The following is a 17,551-nucleotide window of genomic DNA, read 5'->3' as shown; positions in this document are numbered from 1 at the left end:
CTAGCGGTGCCGCGAAGGGTGGCCAAAACGCGGTATTCTCGGCGCCGTGCCGATCGGGAAACGCAAGCTGACCGCCGCCCAGGCTCGGCGCTTAGCCGTTGCGGCACAAGGGTTTAGCGAGCCGCGGCCCAGCGGCCCGGTCACCCGCACGCAGCTGAAGAGCCTGATCTCGAGAATCCAAGTGCTGCAACTGGATTCGGTGTCGGTGGCGGTGCGCGCCCACTACGCGCCGGTGTTCAGCCGGCTCGGGCCCTACGACCGCGACGTGCTGGACCGCGCCGCCTGGTCGCATTCGGCGCGCTCGCCGCGGCTGCTCGTAGAGTACTGGGCCCACGAGGCCGCGCTGATGGCCGTCGACGACTGGCCGCTGCTGCGCTGGCGCATGCGCCAATACACCCACGGCCGCTGGGGCACCCACATCGTCAAGGCCAATCCCCAACTCGCCGAGGACATCCTCGCCGCGGTCGCCGAGCTTGGGCCCAGCACCGCCGGGCAGATCGAGGCGCATCTGGCGGCCGAGCCGCGCCGGAAAAAGGGAACCTGGTGGACCCGCAGCGACACCAAGTGGGTCGCCGAGGCGCTGTTCGCCGCCGGCGCGCTCACCACCGCCACCCGGGTGGGCTTCGCCCGCCACTACGACCTGGTGGAGCGGGTGCTGCCGCACCGCGTGCTGGCCCGCGAGGTCGACGACGACGAGGCCGTCCGCGAGCTCACGCTGCGGGCGGCCGGCGCGCTGGGGGTGGGCACCGAGGCCGACATCCGCGACTACTTCCGGCTGTCGGCGCAGCAGGTCAAGCCCGCGATCGCCGACCTGCTGGCCGCCGGCGAGATCGAGCGGGTCGACGTCGACGGCTGGTCCGCCCCGGCGTACCTGCGGGCGGGCCGGACGGTGCCGCGCTCCGACCGCGGCACCGCGCTGTTGTGCCCGTTCGACCCGTTGATCTTCTTTCGGCCCCGCGTCGAGCGGCTGTTCAACTTCCATTACCGCATCGAGATCTACACCCCGGCCGCCAAACGCCGGTACGGCTACTACGTGTGGCCGCTGCTGATGGACGGCCGGCTGGTGGCGCGCGTCGACCTCAAGGCCGACCGGGCCACCGACTCCCTGCGGGTGCTGGGCGCGTTCGCCGAGCCCGACGCGCCTCGCGCCGCGGTCGCTGACGCGCTGGCCGGCGAACTGGCAGCGATGGCGTCCTGGTTGGGGCTGGGCGGGGTCAGCGTTTCCGGCCGCGGCGACCTGGCGGGCGAACTGCGCGCGGCGGCCAAGCGGGCCGGCTGATGAAGGCGCTCAAGGACACGCTCTGGAAGGCCGCCGAAAAACTGCGCGGGTCGGTCTCGGCCGGCGAGTACAAGGACGTGATCCTGGGCCTGGTGTTCCTGCAGCACGTCGCCGGCTCGCAGTGGCGCTCCCTGGTGGACAACGCGAAATCCCCGGACATCGGCCGGCTCGCCGACGACGCGATGGAGGCCGCGGGGCTGGCGCGGCGCTACGCAGACCTCGACCCGCGCCGGCTCGGGGAACTGGTGGGCCTGCTCGACCGCGCGCGGGACGGCCGGCCCGCGCGGGACCTGCCGGGCGATGTGTACGAATACTTCCTGGGCAACTTCGCCCGCTCGGAGGGGAAGCGCGGCGGCGAATTCTTCACCCCGCCCAGCGTGGTGCGGCTGATCGTCGAGGTGCTCGAACCGTCCAGCGGCCGGGTGTACGACCCGTGCTGCGGTTCGGGCGGAATGTTCGTGCGCACCGAGCAATTCGTCGCCGAGCACGACGGCGATCCCGCGAAAGTCGCCGTCTACGGCCAGGAGAGCATCGAGCAGACCTGGCGGATGGCCAAGATGAACCTCGCCGTGCACGGCATCGACGACGCGGGCCTCGCCCGGGGCGACACGTTCGTTCGTGACCAGCACGCCGGCGTGCAGATGGACTACGTGATGGCCAATCCACCGTTCAACATCAAGGATTGGGCCCGTGACGAACGGGACCCGCGCTGGCGCTTCGGCGTTCCGCCCGCCACCAACGCGAACTACGCCTGGATCCAGCACATCCTGTCCAAGCTGGCCCCCGGGGGGAAGGCCGGCGTGGTGATGGCCAACGGCTCGATGTCGTCGAACACGCTCGGGGAGGGCGACATTCGGGCGCGGATCGTCCAGGCGGACCTGGTGTCGTGCATGGTGGCGCTGCCCGCGCAGCTGTTCCGCAGCACCGGAATTCCGGTGTGCCTGTGGTTCTTCGCGCTCGACAAGGCCGACCGCGCAGGCCAGGTGCTGTTCATCGACGCCCGCGGCCTCGGCTACCTGGTGGACCGCACCGAGCGCGTGCTGACCGACGACGAGATCGTCCGCATCGGCGACACCTACCACGCGTGGTGCGGATCGGAATCCGCCGCCGCCAAAGGTCTTGCCTACCAAGATATTCCGGGTTTCTGCAAGTCGGCGTCGCTGGACGACGTCCGGGCCGCGGGCTACGCGCTGACGCCGGGACGCTACGTGGGCGCGCCCGCGGCCGACGAGGACGCGGAGCCGCTCGACGCCAGGATCGCCCGGCTGACCGGCGACCTGGTGGCGGCGCTCGACGAGTCCGCGCGGCTGGAGCGGGTGGTGCGCGAGCAGTTGGGGCGCCTGCGGTGATGGCGACGCTGGGCGACCACCTCGACTTCAGCAACGGGACCAGCGCGCCGGCCCGAACCCCGCACGGCCGCTTCCGCGTGTACGGCGCCAACGGGGTGATCGGCTATGCGGCGCAATGCAATGCGGCCGGTCCGCTGATCGTGCTCGGGCGCGTCGGATCGTATTGCGGCAGCCTGCGGTACTGCGATTCCGACGTCTGGGTCACCGACAACGCGCTGGTGTGCCGGGCCAAGGACCCGGCGGAGACGCGGTATTGGTATTACGCGCTGCACACCTGCGGCCTCAACGGGCGCCGGGCCGGATCGGGACAGCCGCTGCTCAACCAGACGATCCTGCGTGAGGTGCCCGTCTCGACCGTCGCGGCGCCGCAGCGCCGCCGGATCGCCGGGCTGCTCGGCGCCGTCGACGACAAGATCGCCGCCAACGAACGCGTGATCGCCGCCGCCGAAGGCCTGATGCTCGCCACCGTGGAATCGGTCGGCGAACGCGTGCCGCTCGCCGACCTGGCCGGCCGGTCGACGGAATCACTCGGCCCGCCCGCGTTCGACGACGTGGTCGCCCACTTCAGCCTGCCGGCGTTCGACGACGGCGCGAAACCCCGGCTCGTCGCCGGGGAATGCGTGAAGAGCGCCAAGCTCGTCCTGGCGGAGCCGTGCGTCTTGGTCGCGAAGCTGAACCCCCGGATTCCGCGCGTCTGGAACGTGCCGGCCCTGCCCTGGCAAATGGCTTTGGCCAGCACGGAGTTCGTCGTGCTGCGGCCCGTCGGCGTCGACACGTCGGCGCTGTGGGCTGTGCTGCGGCAACCCGACGTCATCGCGACGTTGCAGCGGCGGGCCGCCGGGACGTCGGGCAGCCACCAGCGCGTCCAACCGAGCGAGCTGCTCCAAGTGCCGGTCCGCGACGTCCGGCGCCTGGCGCCCGCGGCTGCTGGAACGATCACCGGCCTTGGCGCGCTGTGTCACGCGCGCCGCACGGAATCCGTGCGGTTGGCCGCGTTCCGCGACGCCCTGCTGCCGCTGCTGATATCGGGCGAGCTCGCGATTGCCCCGCTCTAGCGCCGAAACTGTGCTCAGCGCGCCCGATCGGGCCCAAAACACGCGCTGAGCGCAGACCCGGCGCGCCCAGCGATAAGGTGGGCGCCGTGGCCGAGACCGCGCCGCTGCGCGTGCAACTGATCGCCAAGACGGAGTTCCTGGCGCCGCCGGACGTGCCCTGGACCACCGACGCGGACGGCGGCCCCGCGCTCACCGAATTCGCCGGCCGAGCCTGCTATCAGAGCTGGTCGAAGCCCAACCCCAAGACGGCCACCAACGCGGGCTACATCGGGCACATCATCGACGTCGGGCACTTTTCGGTGCTCGAGCACGCCAGCGTGTCGTTCTACATCACCGGCATCTCGCGATCCTGCACCCACGAGCTGATCCGGCACCGGCACTTTTCCTACTCGCAGCTGTCGCAACGCTATGTGCCGGAGGGGGAATCGCGCGTCGTCGTCCCGCCGGGCATGGACGACGACCCCGAACTGCAGCAGATCCTGACCGCCGCCGCCGACGCCAGCCGCGCCACCTACGCCGAGCTGCTGGCCAAGTTGGAGGCCAAGTTCGCCGACCAGCCCAGCGCGATCCTGCGCCGCAAGCAGGCGCGCCAGGCCGCCCGGGCGGTGCTGCCCAACGCCACCGAGACCCGCATCGTCGTGACCGGCAACTATCGCGCGTGGCGGCACTTCATCGCCATGCGCGCCAGCGAGCACGCCGACGTGGAAATCCGGCGCCTGGCCATCGAGTGCCTGCGCCAGCTGGTCGGGGTGGCGCCCGCGGTGTTCGCCGACTTCGAGGTCTCCACCCTGGCCGACGGCACCGAGGTCGCCACCAGCCCGCTCGCGACCGAGGCCTGACCGCGCGGCGGCTAATTGCGTTTGGTACCGCCAGGTAACCTGAAGACCGTGAGCACCGTCGGATTCGACGCCCCCGCCCGGTTGGGAACGCTGCTGACCGCGATGGTGACGCCGTTCGCCGCCGACGGCGCCCTGGACACCGCCGCCGCCGCGCAGCTGGCAAACCACCTGGTGGACGCGGGGTGCGACGGCCTGGTGGTCTCCGGGACCACCGGCGAGTCGCCGACCACCACCGACGACGAGAAACTCGAGCTGTTGCGCGTCGTGCTGGAGGCGGTGGGCGACCGGGCCCGCGTCGTCGCCGGCGCCGGCACCTATGACACGGCTCACAGCGTCCGGCTGGCCAAGGCCTGCGCGGCCGAGGGCGCCCACGCGTTACTGGTCGTCACGCCGTACTACTCGAAGCCGCCGCAGAGCGGGCTGATCGCGCACTTCACCGCTGTCGCCGACGCGACCGAGCTTCCGGTGCTGCTCTACGACATCCCGCCCCGCTCGGTGATACCGATCCAGACCGAGACCATCCACGCGCTGGCCTCGCATCCGAACATCGTCGGGATCAAGGACGCCAAGGCCGACCTGCACAGCGGCGGCCAGATCATCGCCGAAACCGGGCTGGCCTACTACTCCGGCGACGACGCGCTGAACCTGCCGTGGCTGGCCATGGGCGCCACCGGCTTCATCAGCGTGATCTCGCACGTGGCCGCCGGACAGCTGCGGGAGTTGTTGTCCGCCTTCGGCTCCGGCGACATGGCGACCGCCCGCAAGATCAACGTTGGCCTCGCCCCGCTGTGCAACGCCATGGCCCGCCTCGGCGGGGTGACCATGTCCAAGGCGGGTCTGCGCCTGCAGGGCATCGACGTCGGTGATCCCCGGCTGCCGCAGATGCCGGCCACGGCGGACCAGATCGCGGCGCTGGCCGCCGACATGCGCGCGGCCTCGGTGCTCAGGTGAATCGGACGTGAACGAGGAACTCGCCCCACCGGGTCCCCTGGCTCCGGGCGGGTTGCGGGTCACCGCATTGGGCGGCATCAGCGAAATCGGCCGCAACATGACGGTTTTCGAGCACCTGGGCCGGCTGCTGATCATCGACTGCGGGGTGATGTTCCCCACCCACGACGAGCCCGGCGTCGACCTGATCCTGCCCGACCTGCGCCACATCGAGGACCGCCTCGAGGACATCGAGGCGCTGGTGCTCACCCACGCGCACGAGGACCACATCGGGGCGATCCCGTTCCTGCTCAGGCTGCGCCCCGACATCCCGGTCGTCGGTTCGAAGTTCACCCTGGCGCTGGTCGCCGCCAAATGCCGCGAGCACCGCATCAAGCCGGTCTTCGTCGAGGTCAGCGAGGGGCAGCGCAGCACGCACGGCGTATTCCAGTGCCAATACTTCGCCGTCAACCACTCCATCCCCGACGCCCTGGCCATCGCCGTGCACACCGGCGCCGGGACCGTGCTGCACACCGGCGACATCAAGCTCGACCAGCTGCCGCTCGACGGCCGGCCCACCGACCTGCCCGGTATGTCCCGGCTGGGCGACGCGGGCGTGGACCTGTTCCTGTGCGACTCGACGAACTCGGAGATCCCGGGTGTCGGCCCCTCGGAGAGCGAGGTGGGCCCGACGCTGCACCGGCTGATCCGGGGCGCCGACGGCCGGGTGATCGTGGCGTGCTTCGCCTCCAACGTGGACCGGGTGCAGCAGATCATCGACGCCGCAGTGGCTTTGGGCCGGCGGGTGTCGTTCGTCGGGCGCTCGATGGTGCGCAACATGGGCATCGCCCGCGAGCTGGGTTTCCTGCGCGTGGACGATTCCGACCTGATCGACATCTCCGCCGCCGAGATGATGGCGCCCGAGCGGGTGGTGCTGATCACCACCGGCACCCAGGGCGAACCGATGTCGGCGCTGTCCCGGATGTCGCGCGGCGAGCACCGCAGCATCACCCTGACGTCCGAGGACCTGGTGATCCTGTCGTCGTCGCTGATTCCCGGTAACGAGGAGGCGGTGTACGGCGTCATCGACGAGCTGGCCAAGATCGGCGCCCGCGTCGTCACCAACCAGCAAGTGCGCGTTCATGTTTCCGGTCACGCGTACTCGGGCGAGCTGCTCTTCCTCTACAACGGCGTGCGGCCGCGCAACGTGATGCCGGTGCACGGCACCTGGCGGATGCTGCGCGCCAACGCCAAGCTGGCGGCGCGCGCAGGGGTGCCCGAGGACTCGATCCTGTTGGCGGAGAACGGCGTCAGCGTCGACCTGATGGCCGGCAAGGCCACGATCTCCGGCGCCGTGCCGGTGGGCAAGATGTTCGTCGACGGGTTGATCACCGGCGACGTCGGCGACATCACCCTGGGCGAGCGGCTCATCCTGTCGTCGGGGTTCGTCGCGGTGATCGTGGTGGTGCAGCGCGGCACCGGGCGTCTCGCCGCTGTGCCGCAACTGCTTTCGCGCGGCTTCTCCGAAGACCCCAAGGCGCTCGAGCCCGCGGTGCGCAAGGTCGAGGCGGAGCTGGAGGCGCTGGCCGCCGACAACGTGACCGACCCGGTTCGCATCGCCCAGGGCGTGCGCCGCACGGTCGGCAAGTGGGTCGGCGAGACCTACCGCCGCCAGCCGATGATCGTGCCGACGGTCATCGAGGTCTAAAGCTTCTCCGCGTACGCCGACCATTCCAGCTGCGAGGCCCCGAGCTCGCGCCCGGCGGGCCGCACGTAGCGCGCCACCAGCTCGTCGGGACCGGCCTGCTCCACCAGCCGCCAGCCGTATTCGCCGATGAACCCGGCGACCTCGTCGGGCTCCAGGCCGAAGTGCCACAGCTGGTGACGCTCGCGGACGTTGCGGTACAGCGTGCGGGTGCCGTACCGGTTGCGGCCGTCGATGAAGTCCCGCCGGACATAGGTGAACACGAGCCGGCTGCCCGGCGCGGCGGCGCGCAGCCCCTCCAGGGTTCGCCGGACCCCGTCCTCGGTGAGGTACTGGGTGACGCCCTCCCAGACGAAGAAGGCCCGGTAATCGGTGCGGTAGCCGTGCTCGGCCAACGAGGTGAGCAGGTCGTCGCGCTCGAAGTCCAGCGCCACCAACCGAACCGACAGCGGCGGCTCGCCGAGCGCCCGACGCACCGTCTTGGCCTTGCGCGCGATGTTGACCGGCAGGTCCACCTCGAAGACCGGGATGCGGGCCCGCCGGGACAGCCGGTAGGCCAGCGTGTCCAGCCCGGCCCCGAGGATCCCCACGGCGTCGATATCGTCGCGCGCCCCCGAGATCTTGTCGTCGATGAAGCGCTTGCGGCAGGCCAGATTCGCCCATAGCCCGGGGCCGGTGAACTCCGACCCGCGGATCATCAGCCGGCGCGCCGGACCCCACCGCGTGGTGCCGGCGAGCAGTCGCAACGGGCCCGGCAGGAACAGTTCCGCGAGGTCGTCGTCCACCAGGCGACGCCCGGGCGGCTCGTTGTGCTCGACGGCGGCCAACACCATCGGGCCGAACGCCGTCTGCGCCGCGGGATTTCGCGCCATGGGCTACTTGTTCAAGAAGCCCGCATCGACGGGCAGCGTGACGCCGGTGATGTAGCGGGCCTGGTCGGAGACCAGCCACGCCACCGCGTTGGCGATGTCCTCGGCCTGCAGCACTTCCACCGGCAGCGCGTTGCCCAGGCTGCGCGGCTGGTCGGTCTGGGCGGCCATCTTGGCGAGCCACTCCCGGGTGAACTCGTTGTTGATCATCGGGGTTTCGACGCCGGTCGGGTGGATCGAGTTCACCCGGATGTTTTGGCCCGCAAGCAGATTCGCGTATACCCGCATCAACCCGACCACGCCGTGCTTGGCGGCGGCATAGCCGACGGAGCCGGCGTCGGGACTGCCCACCCCGGCCAGCCCGGCGGCCGAACTGATCAGCACGATCGACCCGCCGCCGCCCTGTTTGACCATGGTCGGTATCGCGACCTTGATCGTGTTGTACACGCCGGTGAGGTTGACGTCGATGACGTCGCGCCAGCCGTCGTCGCCGGATGCCATCGGCGCGATCCCGGCGTTGGCCACGACGATGTCCAGCCGGCCGAACTCGTCGATGCCGGCCCGCACCGCGGCCGAAAGCGATTCCCGGTCGCGGACATCGGCCTGCTTGGCCACGATGCGGGCGCCGGTGTCCTCGACGAGTTTGACGGTGGCCGCCAGGTCCTCGGGGGTGGCGAGGGGATACGGCACGCTGGCGATCTGCTCGCACAGGTCGACGGCGATGATGTCCGCGCCCTCGGAGCCCAGCCGGACCGCGTGCGCGCGGCCCTGGCCGCGGGCGGCCCCGGTGATCAGCGCGACTTTTCCTTGAAGCGGGCCGGGACCACTCACGCGCGCAGCTGCCCCTTCTCCGGGTCGCCCGCGGGGACCGGCTGCAGCATCTTGATGTCCGGCGCCCCGGCGAGGTGCTCGCCGGCCGCCGCGAACAACTTGGTGATCGCCGGGGCGGTGCTGTGCGTCTTGAGGGCCTCGTCGTCGGCCCACTGCTCGACGAAGACGAAGGTCTCGCCGGCCTGGTGCAGGGAGTAGAGCTGGCAGCCGGGCTCCTCGTGCACTTCCGAGACCGCGGTGGTCAGGATGTCGCGGACGGTGTCGACCGATTCGGGTTTGACGGTCATGGTGGCGACGACGACGACGGGCATGCTCGGGCCTCCTGGGCGCTTGAGGGGTGGGTGACGGCATGACGTACGTCACCGCCAGCCACCCTACCCACGACCGATCCCATGCATCCCTGGCCGGGCGGCGGTTACCAGTGTGGCGGGTGGTGTAGATGAGGTATTTGCGACTACCCTGAGCCCCATGCCAAGTAAGACCGCCGCCCGCTCCGGAGCCCGAACGAGCAGGTCAAAGGCCACTTCGCGGGGGAGGTCACGAAGTGCGCGCCCGGCAGCGCCCCGCAAGAAGGCCAGCAGGCCCGCCAAACGCCGCAATCAGTCGTTGCTGGTGGCCACGGGGCTGACCTGCGGCCGCGCCATGCGCGCCACCTGGCTGATGGCGGCCCGGGGCACCGGCGGCGCGGCGCGCTCCATCGGGCGGGCCCGCGACATCGATCCCGGACACCGCCGCGACGGGATCGCGCTGGTGCTGCTCGGCGTCTCCGTCGTGGTCGCCGCGAGCTCCTGGTTCCACGCCGCCCGGCCGGTCGGCGCGTGGGTCGACACGCTGCTGCGGACCTTCATCGGCTCGGGCGTGCTGGCGCTGCCGGTGGTCGCCGCCGCGGTGGCGGTGACGCTGATGCGGACCCAGCCCAACCCCGACGCGCGGCCGCGGCTCATCCTGGGCGGCAGCCTGCTGGCCCTCTCGGCGCTCGGCCTGCGCCACCTGTGGTCCGGTTCGCCGGAAGACCCCGAATTGCGCCGCCGCGCGGCGGGATTCATCGGTTTCGCCATCGGCGGGCCGCTGTCGGACGGGCTGACGCCCTTTATCGCCGCGCCGCTGTTGTTCATCGGCTTCATGTTCGGGCTGCTGTTGCTGACCGGCACCACGATCCGCGAGGTGCCCGACGTGGTGCGCGGCATGTTCGGCGGCCGGCTGCTCGGCGACGACGACGTCGCCTACGACTACGCGGACGAGTTCGACGACGAGGTCGACAGCGACCGGACCCGCGACGACTTCTCCGACGGCTACTACGACGAGTCCCCCGAACCGGAGCCGCAGGCGTGGCCGTCGGCCGCCGCCGCGCCGGCCGCCGCCGACGAGCCGATCGCGGACGACACGCCCACCATCCCGGAACCCGGACGAAGCCGTCGTCGCACCAAGAAGCCGGAACCGCTGGTCGTGGACCGGGTGGTCGAGGGACCGTACACGCTGCCGGCGCTGAGCCTGCTGATCGCCGGCGACCCGCCCAAGAAGCGCAGCGCCGCCAACAACCTGATGGCCGACGCCATCAGCGAGGTGCTCAACCAGTTCAAGGTCGACGCCGCGGTCACCGGCTGCACCCGCGGACCCACCGTCACCCGCTACGAGGTCGAGCTGGGCCCCGGCGTGAAGGTGGAGAAGATCACCGCGCTGCAGAAGAACATCGCCTACGCGGTGGCCACCGAGAGCGTCCGGATGCTGGCCCCGATCCCCGGCAAGTCCGCCGTCGGCATCGAGGTGCCCAACACCGACCGGGAGATGGTGCGGCTGGCCGACGTGCTCACCGATCCGTCCACCCGGCGCGACCATCACCCGCTGGTGATCGGGCTGGGCAAGGACATCGAGGGCGAGATGATCTCGGCCAACCTGGCCAAGATGCCGCACCTGCTGGTCGCCGGCTCCACCGGATCCGGCAAGTCCAGCTTCGTGAACTCCATGCTGGTGTCGCTGCTCACCCGGGCCACCCCCGAGGAGGTCAGGATGATCCTGATCGACCCGAAGATGGTGGAACTCACGCCGTACGAAGGCATTCCGCACCTGATCACCCCGATCATCACCCAGCCGAAGAAGGCGGCGGCCGCGCTGGCGTGGCTGGTCGAGGAGATGGAGCAGCGCTACCAGGACATGCAGGCCTCCCGGGTGCGCCACATCGACGACTTCAACGCGAAGGTGCGCTCCGGCGCGATCACGGCCCCTCTCGGCAGCCAGCGCGAATACCGGCCCTACCCATACGTCGTGGCGATCGTCGACGAGCTGGCCGACCTGATGATGACCGCGCCGCGCGACGTCGAGGACGCCATCGTGCGGATCACCCAGAAGGCCCGCGCCGCGGGCATCCACCTGGTGCTGGCCACCCAGCGCCCGTCCGTCGACGTCGTCACCGGCCTGATCAAAACCAACGTGCCGTCGCGGCTGGCGTTCGCGACGTCGTCGCTCACCGACAGCCGGGTGATCCTGGACCAGGCCGGCGCGGAGAAGCTGATCGGCATGGGCGACGCCCTGTTCCTGCCGATGGGCGCCAACAAGACGGTCCGGCTGCAGGGCGCCTTCATCACCGACGACGAGATCCACGCCGTCGTCAGCGCCTGCAAGGACCAGGCCGAACCCGAATACACCGAGGGTGTCACCACCGCCAAGACCACCAGCGAGCGCACCGACGTCGACCCCGACATCGGCGACGACATGGACCTGTTCCTGCAGGCCGTCGAGCTCGTGGTGTCCAGCCAGTTCGGCTCCACCTCGATGCTGCAGCGCAAGCTGCGCGTCGGCTTCGCCAAGGCCGGCCGGCTGATGGACCTGATGGAGACCCGCGGCATCGTCGGGCCGTCCGAGGGCTCCAAGGCGCGCGACGTGCTCGTCAAGCCCGACGAGCTGGCCGGGACGCTGGCGTTGATTCGCGGAGGCAGCGACGCCGACGGCGGCGACCCCGGCGAGTAGCCCTCAAAGCACCCGCAGCATCCGGGAGTTGCCCAGGATGTTGGGTTTGACGTAGCTCAGGTCCAGGAACTCGGCGACACCGATGTCGTAGGAGCGGCACATCTCCTCGTACACCTCGGCGGTGACGGGCGTGCCCTCGATCTCCGTGAAGCCGTGCCGGCCGAAGAACTCGGTCTCGAAGGTCAGCACGAACAGCCGCTCCAGCTGCAGCTCGCGGGCGACCTCGAGCAGCCGGTCGACGATCGCGTGGCCGATGCCCTGGCCGGTCACCGCCGGGTCCACGGCGACGGTGCGGATCTCGCCGAGGTCCGACCACAGCACGTGCAGCGCCCCGCAGCCGACCACCTTGCCGGCGGGGTCTTCGGCGACCCAGAACTCCTGGACGGCCTCGTAGAGCGTCACCAGGTTCTTTTCCAGCAGGATGCGCCCGGCGTAGGTGTCGACGAGGTGTTTGATGGCGGGAACGTCCGACGTTCGCGCGCGCCGGACCACGGGCAAGCGGTCGCGTGAGCTTTCGGTCACGGGTAACAGTATCGGCAACGGCGAAGGGCGCGCTGGTCAACCGCTATTCTTATGCCGTGTCGGCACAGCCTGAAACGTCCGGAATGGCTGGCCGTGCCCGCATCGCCAACCTCGCCAACGTCCTGACCCTGCTGCGGCTGGTGCTGGTTCCCATTTTCCTGTTCGCGTTGTTCACCGGGGACGGCCACCAAATCGTCGGGCGCATAGTCGCTTTCGTGATTTTCGCGGTCGCTTGCCTGACCGACCGGTTCGACGGCCTGCTGGCCCGCAACTACGGAATGGCGACCGAGTTCGGCGCCTTCGTCGATCCGATCGCGGACAAGGCCCTGATCGGGTCGGCGCTGATCGCGCTGTCGATGCTGGGCGACCTGCCGTGGTGGGTCACGGTGGTGATCATGGCCCGCGAGGTGGCGGTCACGCTGCTGCGGCTGGCCGTGATCCGCCGCGGGGTCATCCCGGCGAGCTGGGGCGGCAAGCTCAAGACGGTGGTCCAGGCGCTGGCGATCGGCCTGTTCGTGCTCCCGCTGACGGGGCCGTTCCGGGTGGCGGCGGCGGTGGTGATGGGCATCGCGATCGTGCTCACGGTGGTCACCGGCATCGACTACGTGGCCGGGACGATCAGGACCGTCAGGCGAGTTCGCGAGACGACCGGCTGAACGGGAACCAGGCCACCCCTGCCCGCGTTGACCCTTATGAGCGCCTGCCGAATGGGTCTTTTTTCGTGCCGGGCAGGGCTGACTGGACGAAGGAGGGCGGGATGCCGCCATTGATGCGCGAGGTCATCGGCGACGTGTTGCGCCGGGCCAGGACGTCGCAGGGCCGCACGCTGCGGGAGGTGTCTGATTCGGCGCGGGTGAGCCTCGGATACCTGTCGGAGGTGGAGCGCGGCCGCAAGGAGCCGTCCAGCGAGCTACTCAACGCGATCTGCGACGCCCTTGAAGTCCCGCTGTCGGCGGTCCTGACCGGGGCAGGGGAGCGGATGGCGACCGAGGAACGCGCGGCTTACAGCGCGGCGACCGCCGGCGCCAGCGGCGCCACCATCGACGCCAGCACCAAGGTCGTCATTCCGCCGGTGGCCTCGCTGGCCGTGGCCTAGGCCCGAACGCGCCACGGGGGCCGATCCCGCGTCAGGGGTGGGGCGATCGTCGCCGACCCACTAAATTGAGCGGCAGGGCGCTTGCCCGGCATACGAGAAGCGAAGGTGGAGCTGACTGATGGCCAATCCGTTCGTCAAGGCGTGGAAATATCTCATGGCGCTGTTCAACGCCAAGATTGACGAGCACGCCGACCCCAAAGTGCAGATCCAGCAGGCCATCGAGGAGGCGCAGCGCCAGCACCAGGCGCTGACCCAGCAGGCGGCGCAGGTGATCGGTAACCAGCGCCAGCTCGAGATGCGGCTCAACCGGCAGCTGGCCGACATCGAGAAGCTGCAGGTCAATGTGCGCCAGGCGCTGACGCTGGCCGACCAGGCCACCGCCGCGGGCGATGCCGCCAAGGCCACCGAGTACAACAACGCCGCCGAGGCGTTCGCGGCGCAGCTGGTGACCGCCGAGCAGAGCGTTGAGGACCTCAAGACGCTGCACGACCAGGCGTTGTCCGCCGCGGCCCAGGCCAAGAAGGCCGTCGAACAGAACTCGATGGTGCTGCAGCAGAAGATCGCCGAGCGCACCAAGCTGCTCAGCCAGCTCGAGCAGGCCAAGATGCAGGAGCAGGTCAGCGCGTCGCTGCGGTCGATGAGCGAGATCGCCGCCCCGGGCACCACCCCGAACCTCGACGAGGTCCGCGAGAAGATCGAACGCCGCTACGCCAACGCGATCGGGTCGGCCGAACTCGCCCAGGGGTCCGTGCAGGGCCGCATGCTCGAGGTCGAGCAGGCCGGCATTCAGATGGCCGGCCATTCCCGGCTCGAGCAGATCCGCGCGTCGATGCGCGGCGACGCCCTGCCGGCCGGTGGGACGCCCGCCGCCGGGGCCACTCCGGCGCCCGCCGAGACCGCCGGCAGCCAGGTCGCCGAGAAACCCTTTGGTCAGTAACGCCTTGGACGGTTCGCGATGGCGGTGAAAGCGACGCAGCGCGCGCCATGGCGGGCGGTGGTGCAGCGCGGATTGGACACCGCCGCCGACGTTTCCGGCTTCGTGGCCCAAAAGATCAGCGCCGCAAGCGATCCGCGGGCCCGGCTGCTGCGCCGCCGTCGGCGGGCGCTGCGCTGGGGCGTGATTTTCGGCGTCGGCTGCCTGTTTTGGATCGTGGTGACCGGGGTGCTGGCGGCGTGGGGCTGGTTCGTGTTGCTGCTGCAGATCACCGGCGCCATCGCGGTGGTGCTGGCGATCCCGGCGACGCTGCTGCTGCTCCGCTACCGCTGGCTGCGCGCGGAGCCGCTGCCGGCGCAGCGGCCCGCCAACACCCGCCGGCTGCCGCCGCCCGGTTCCGCCGCCCGGCCCGCGATGTACGCGCTGGGCGCCTCCGAGCGGGGGTTCTTCTCGCTGCTGGGGGTGATCGAGCGCGGCGCCATGCTGCCGGCCGACGAGATCGGTGATTTGACCGCCGCGGCCCGCAAGACGTCGGCGGCGATGGCGGCCACCGCTGCCGAGGTGGTGTCGATGGAGCGGGCGGCGCAGTACGCCGAGTCGTCGCAGCCGTACCTGGCGCCCACCATCAACGCGTACACCGCGCAGCTGAGCGCCGGCGTGCGCCAGTACAACGAAATGGTCACCGCCGCAGCGCAATTGGTGTCGTCGGCGAACGGCGACACCGGGGCCGCCCCGACGCGGCAGCGCTACCGCGACGAGCTGGTGGGCGCGACCGATCGCCTGCTCGGGTGGGCGCAGGCGTTCGACGAGCTGGGCGGGTTGCCCCGGCGCTAGTCGGGTCGCGGTCCGTAGCGGTCGATGTACGCCTGGTGGATGTGGGCGTCGCGCTTGCGAGCCAGCTCGTCGACGAGCTCGGGGTCCAGGCCGTGCACCGCCAGCATGTGACGGCGCCACACCTTGTTGAGCGCGTGCGAAAAGTACACGAACGGAATGAGAATCGGCAGCGTCATGCTCAGGTGGACGTCCAGCGTCGTCGGGATCAACCAGAACGGCGCCAGCACCAGGACCGCCGGAATCGCGACGCGAAGCATCATCCGGCGGGTTGCGCCCTTGCCGGCCAAGTCGTTTCGTACCCAGTCGCGCATGGAATCGGGCAGCCGCGCGCCCGCGCAATACCGGACGAGTTGCCACGCGTTCGGCCTGCTGCGGGCCGCGCCGTCACCCATCGTCAGAACGAGGCCTTCAGCGAGGGCACGACCAGCGCCGCCACGCCACGCAGCGTCGCCTTGAACATGTCGAAGAAGTCGAAGTAGTCCCGCCACAGCGTGATTCGCCCGTCGTGCACCTCGAAGACGCCGCAGACCCAGAACTGCAGCCGCAGCGGGCCGACGATCAGCGCGTCGGTGCGTTCGGTGAGCACCGCGGCGCCGTCGGCGGCGATGCGGTGGATCTTGACCTCGAACGCCCCGCGGCCCTCCATCGCGCGGAACAGCTTGATCGCCCGGGCGCGGCCGCGGATCGTCGGCAGGCCGACGTTCTCGTAGACGAGGTTGTCGTCCAGCGCGGCCTCGGCGGCCTCCAGGTCCGAATCTTGAAGCGCGTTCAGGAAACCCTCGACCGTGCGGGTGTTCGCGACGCCTGTGTCAGTCAGCTCGGTCATGGCCGCCAGCCTATGCGACCGCGGTTATGCGTGGCGGCCCGGCGCTGTGGCAGGGTGGGGTCGATGCGCATCGCCGTCGTTGCCGGGCCGGATCCCGGGCACTCGTTCCCCGCGATCGCGCTGTGCCAACGGTTCGCCGAGGCGGGCGACGAGCCCGTCCTGTTCACCGGCGCGGAATGGACCGGCGCCGCCCACGCGGCCGGCATCGAGGCCGCCGAGTTGGACGGGCTGACGGCCACCGACGAGGACCTCGACGCCGGGGCCCGAATCCACCGGCGCGCGGCGCGGATGGCCGTGCTCAACGTGCCGGCGCTGCGCGAGCTGGCGCCCGACCTGGTGGTCTCGGACGTCATCACCGCGGGCGGCGGGATGGCCGCCGAGCTGTTGGGGATCCCGTGGATCGAGCTCGACCCGCATCCGCTGTACCTGCCGTCGAAGGGCTTGCCGCCGATCGGCAGCGGGCTCGCGCCCGGCACCGGATTTCGCGGCCGGCTGCGCGACGCGACCATGCGGGCGCTGACGGGGCGGTCCTGGCGCGCCGGCATCAAGCAGCGCGCCGCCGCCCGGCTCGAGATCGGGCTGCCCGCCGTCGACCCCGGCCCCCTGCGGCGCCTCATCGCCACGCTGCCGGCGCTGGAGGTGCCGCGTCCGGACTGGCCGGAGGAAGCCGTCGTCGTGGGGCCGTTGCACTTCGAGCCCACCGACCGGGTGCTCGAGGTCCCGCCCGGCAAAGGGCCGGTGGTGGTGGTCGCGCCGTCGACCGCGTCGACCGGCACGTCGGGCCTGGCCGAAACCGCGCTGGAATGCCTGAGACCCGGGGAGACGCTGCCCGCGGGATCGCGCCTGGTGGTCTCGCGGCTGGGCGGGGCCCAGTTGACGCTGCCGCCGTACGCGGTGGCCGGACTGGGGCGCCAGTCGGACCTGTTGACGCACGCCGACCTGATGATCTGCGGCGGCGGCCACGGGATCGTGGCCAAGACGCTGCTGGCCGGCGTGCCGCTGGTCGTCGTCCCCGGCGGCGGGGACCAGTGGGAGATGGCCAACCGGGTGGTGCGCCAGGGGAGCGGACGGCTGATCCGGCCGCTGACCGCCGACGCGCTGGTCGCCGCGGTCGGCGAGGTGCTGTCGTCGCCCGGCTACCGCGAGGCGGCGCGGCAGGCCGCAGCCGGTGTCGCCGACGTCGCCGACCCGGTGCGGGTGTGCCACCAGGCGCTGGCGCTTGCCGGGTAGCGGCTCTGGGTATGTTGGCGGGCGTGCGGCTGACGGAGTTCAACGAGCGGGTTGTGTTGCGGTTCGGGTCCACCTACGGGGCGTCGGTGCTGGCGGATCACGTGCTGACCGGGTTCGGCGGCCGCACCGCCGCCCAGGCGATCGAGGACGGGGTCGACCCGCGCGACGTCTGGCGCGCCCTGTGCGTCGACTTCGACGTGCCGCGCGACCAGTGGTGAGCTAACCATCGAGTGTGAGCTGGTGGCTTTGAGTGTGCGCCGGTGGCGCGATCCGGGCATTTTTACCGCCCTG

Annotated in this window: 19 protein-coding genes; 13 read left to right on the top strand and 6 right to left on the bottom strand. The window is 70.7% G+C overall.

The window, feature by feature from the left end; all coding sequences use genetic code 11:
* Positions 1-52: 52 nt before the first annotated feature.
* The 6 genes from AC5Y5E_RS08200 (at position 53) to AC5Y5E_RS08175 (ending at position 7,157) form a co-directional block, all read left to right on the top strand.
* The gene (locus tag AC5Y5E_RS08200) at positions 53-1,279 is read left to right on the top strand and encodes a winged helix-turn-helix domain-containing protein (RefSeq protein ID WP_499902637.1); all 1,227 of its coding nucleotides are present in this window, start codon (positions 53-55) and stop codon (positions 1,277-1,279) included.
* Entirely contained in the window at positions 1,279-2,628 is a 1,350-nt protein-coding gene (locus AC5Y5E_RS08195) for an N-6 DNA methylase family protein (RefSeq protein ID WP_499902471.1), read from the top strand. Before AC5Y5E_RS08200 ends, AC5Y5E_RS08195 begins: the two co-directional genes overlap by 1 nt.
* Positions 2,628-3,683, top strand: coding sequence for a restriction endonuclease subunit S (locus AC5Y5E_RS08190; RefSeq protein ID WP_499902470.1), 1,056 nt, complete (start codon positions 2,628-2,630; stop codon positions 3,681-3,683). The genes AC5Y5E_RS08195 and AC5Y5E_RS08190 overlap by 1 nt, the downstream gene beginning before the upstream one ends.
* 86 nt (positions 3,684-3,769) lie before the next feature.
* Positions 3,770-4,522, top strand: a complete 753-nt coding sequence (gene thyX / locus AC5Y5E_RS08185) for an FAD-dependent thymidylate synthase (protein WP_499902469.1) — start codon at positions 3,770-3,772, stop codon at positions 4,520-4,522.
* Positions 4,523-4,570: 48 nt separating this feature from the next.
* Entirely contained in the window at positions 4,571-5,473 is a 903-nt protein-coding gene (gene dapA / locus AC5Y5E_RS08180) for a 4-hydroxy-tetrahydrodipicolinate synthase (protein ID WP_499902468.1), read from the top strand.
* A gap of 7 nt (positions 5,474-5,480) precedes the next feature.
* Entirely contained in the window at positions 5,481-7,157 is a 1,677-nt protein-coding gene (locus AC5Y5E_RS08175) for a ribonuclease J (RefSeq protein ID WP_499902467.1), read from the top strand.
* Here AC5Y5E_RS08175 and AC5Y5E_RS08170 read toward each other — a convergent pair.
* Genes AC5Y5E_RS08170 through AC5Y5E_RS08160 form a run of 3 tightly spaced genes read right to left on the bottom strand, consistent with a single transcriptional unit; the run spans position 7,154 to position 9,165 of the window.
* Positions 7,154-8,026 carry an SAM-dependent methyltransferase gene (locus AC5Y5E_RS08170; RefSeq protein ID WP_499902466.1) on the bottom strand — a complete coding sequence of 291 codons (873 nt, stop codon included), beginning with the start codon at positions 8,024-8,026 and terminating at the stop codon, positions 7,154-7,156. The genes AC5Y5E_RS08175 and AC5Y5E_RS08170 overlap by 4 nt on opposite strands.
* Positions 8,027-8,029: 3 nt before the next feature.
* Positions 8,030-8,854, bottom strand: a complete 825-nt coding sequence (locus tag AC5Y5E_RS08165; RefSeq protein ID WP_499902465.1) for a mycofactocin-coupled SDR family oxidoreductase — start codon at positions 8,852-8,854, stop codon at positions 8,030-8,032.
* Positions 8,851-9,165 (bottom strand): putative quinol monooxygenase, encoded by a 315-nt coding sequence (locus tag AC5Y5E_RS08160; protein ID WP_499902464.1) that lies wholly within the window; start codon positions 9,163-9,165, stop codon positions 8,851-8,853. Before AC5Y5E_RS08160 ends, AC5Y5E_RS08165 begins: the two co-directional genes overlap by 4 nt.
* Positions 9,166-9,322: 157 nt before the next feature.
* On the opposite strand from AC5Y5E_RS08160, the gene AC5Y5E_RS08155 reads away from it, so the two are divergent.
* Complete coding sequence (locus AC5Y5E_RS08155; RefSeq protein ID WP_499902463.1) at positions 9,323-11,818, top strand: DNA translocase FtsK; 2,496 nt, start codon at positions 9,323-9,325, stop codon at positions 11,816-11,818.
* Positions 11,819-11,821: 3 nt separating this feature from the next.
* Here AC5Y5E_RS08155 and AC5Y5E_RS08150 read toward each other — a convergent pair whose 3' ends face one another.
* A complete protein-coding gene (locus tag AC5Y5E_RS08150; RefSeq protein WP_499902462.1) occupies positions 11,822-12,340 on the bottom strand; it encodes an amino-acid N-acetyltransferase in 519 nt (172 codons plus the stop codon).
* Between the two features lie 83 nt (positions 12,341-12,423).
* On the opposite strand from AC5Y5E_RS08150, the gene pgsA reads away from it, so the two are divergent.
* The 4 genes from pgsA to pspM all read left to right on the top strand — a co-directional run bounded on the left by pgsA (position 12,424) and on the right by pspM (position 15,204).
* Positions 12,424-12,996, top strand: coding sequence for a CDP-diacylglycerol--glycerol-3-phosphate 3-phosphatidyltransferase (gene pgsA / locus AC5Y5E_RS08145; protein ID WP_499902636.1), 573 nt, complete (start codon positions 12,424-12,426; stop codon positions 12,994-12,996).
* A gap of 101 nt (positions 12,997-13,097) precedes the next feature.
* Positions 13,098-13,436, top strand: coding sequence for a transcriptional regulator ClgR (clgR, locus tag AC5Y5E_RS08140; RefSeq protein ID WP_499902461.1), 339 nt, complete (start codon positions 13,098-13,100; stop codon positions 13,434-13,436).
* A 118-nt stretch (positions 13,437-13,554) separates the two neighbouring features.
* Positions 13,555-14,373 carry a phage shock protein PspA gene (gene pspA / locus AC5Y5E_RS08135; protein ID WP_499902460.1) on the top strand — a complete coding sequence of 273 codons (819 nt, stop codon included), beginning with the start codon at positions 13,555-13,557 and terminating at the stop codon, positions 14,371-14,373.
* An 18-nt stretch (positions 14,374-14,391) separates the two neighbouring features.
* A complete protein-coding gene (gene pspM / locus AC5Y5E_RS08130) occupies positions 14,392-15,204 on the top strand; it encodes a phage shock envelope stress response protein PspM (RefSeq protein WP_499902459.1) in 813 nt (270 codons plus the stop codon).
* On the opposite strand, the gene AC5Y5E_RS08125 is transcribed toward pspM, so the two are convergent.
* On the bottom strand, positions 15,201-15,596 hold the full coding sequence (locus tag AC5Y5E_RS08125; protein ID WP_499902458.1) for a DUF5313 domain-containing protein: 396 nt from the start codon (positions 15,594-15,596) through the stop codon (positions 15,201-15,203). The two genes, pspM and AC5Y5E_RS08125, sit on opposite strands and share 4 nt — an antisense overlap.
* A gap of 2 nt (positions 15,597-15,598) precedes the next feature.
* Positions 15,599-16,030 carry a limonene-1,2-epoxide hydrolase gene (locus AC5Y5E_RS08120; RefSeq protein ID WP_499902457.1) on the bottom strand — a complete coding sequence of 144 codons (432 nt, stop codon included), beginning with the start codon at positions 16,028-16,030 and terminating at the stop codon, positions 15,599-15,601.
* A 63-nt stretch (positions 16,031-16,093) separates the two neighbouring features.
* Here AC5Y5E_RS08120 and AC5Y5E_RS08115 point away from each other — a divergent pair, with 63 nt between their 5' ends.
* Both AC5Y5E_RS08115 and AC5Y5E_RS08110 read left to right on the top strand, forming a co-directional pair.
* Entirely contained in the window at positions 16,094-17,260 is a 1,167-nt protein-coding gene (locus AC5Y5E_RS08115; RefSeq protein ID WP_499902456.1) for a glycosyltransferase, read from the top strand.
* A 23-nt stretch (positions 17,261-17,283) separates the two neighbouring features.
* On the top strand, positions 17,284-17,478 hold the full coding sequence (locus AC5Y5E_RS08110; RefSeq protein WP_499902455.1) for a DUF3046 domain-containing protein: 195 nt from the start codon (positions 17,284-17,286) through the stop codon (positions 17,476-17,478).
* The last annotated feature ends 73 nt before the right edge of the window (positions 17,479-17,551 follow it).

This window comes from Mycobacterium sp. NGS54 (assembly GCF_059812465.1).
Note: the sequence above shows the minus strand (reverse complement) of the source record. Positions and strands in the feature narration are given on the sequence as shown.

Bases quoted from the DNA above. Each gene is read 5' to 3' on its own strand.
- AC5Y5E_RS08195 (WP_499902471.1), top strand. From the start codon at position 1,279: ATGAAGGCGCTCAAGGACACGCTCTGGAAGGCCGCCGAAAAACTGCGC.
- AC5Y5E_RS08190 (WP_499902470.1), top strand. From the start codon at position 2,628: ATGGCGACGCTGGGCGACCACCTCGACTTCAGCAACGGGACCAGCGCG.
- AC5Y5E_RS08170 (WP_499902466.1), bottom strand. From the start codon at position 8,026: ATGGCGCGAAATCCCGCGGCGCAGACGGCGTTCGGCCCGATGGTGTTG.
- AC5Y5E_RS08160 (WP_499902464.1), bottom strand. From the start codon at position 9,165: ATGCCCGTCGTCGTCGTCGCCACCATGACCGTCAAACCCGAATCGGTC.
- AC5Y5E_RS08155 (WP_499902463.1), top strand. From the start codon at position 9,323: ATGCCAAGTAAGACCGCCGCCCGCTCCGGAGCCCGAACGAGCAGGTCA.
- pgsA (WP_499902636.1), top strand. From the start codon at position 12,424: ATGGCTGGCCGTGCCCGCATCGCCAACCTCGCCAACGTCCTGACCCTG.
- clgR (WP_499902461.1), top strand. From the start codon at position 13,098: ATGCCGCCATTGATGCGCGAGGTCATCGGCGACGTGTTGCGCCGGGCC.
- pspA (WP_499902460.1), top strand. From the start codon at position 13,555: ATGGCCAATCCGTTCGTCAAGGCGTGGAAATATCTCATGGCGCTGTTC.
- pspM (WP_499902459.1), top strand. From the start codon at position 14,392: ATGGCGGTGAAAGCGACGCAGCGCGCGCCATGGCGGGCGGTGGTGCAG.
- AC5Y5E_RS08125 (WP_499902458.1), bottom strand. From the start codon at position 15,596: ATGGGTGACGGCGCGGCCCGCAGCAGGCCGAACGCGTGGCAACTCGTC.
- AC5Y5E_RS08120 (WP_499902457.1), bottom strand. From the start codon at position 16,030: ATGACCGAGCTGACTGACACAGGCGTCGCGAACACCCGCACGGTCGAG.
- AC5Y5E_RS08115 (WP_499902456.1), top strand. From the start codon at position 16,094: ATGCGCATCGCCGTCGTTGCCGGGCCGGATCCCGGGCACTCGTTCCCC.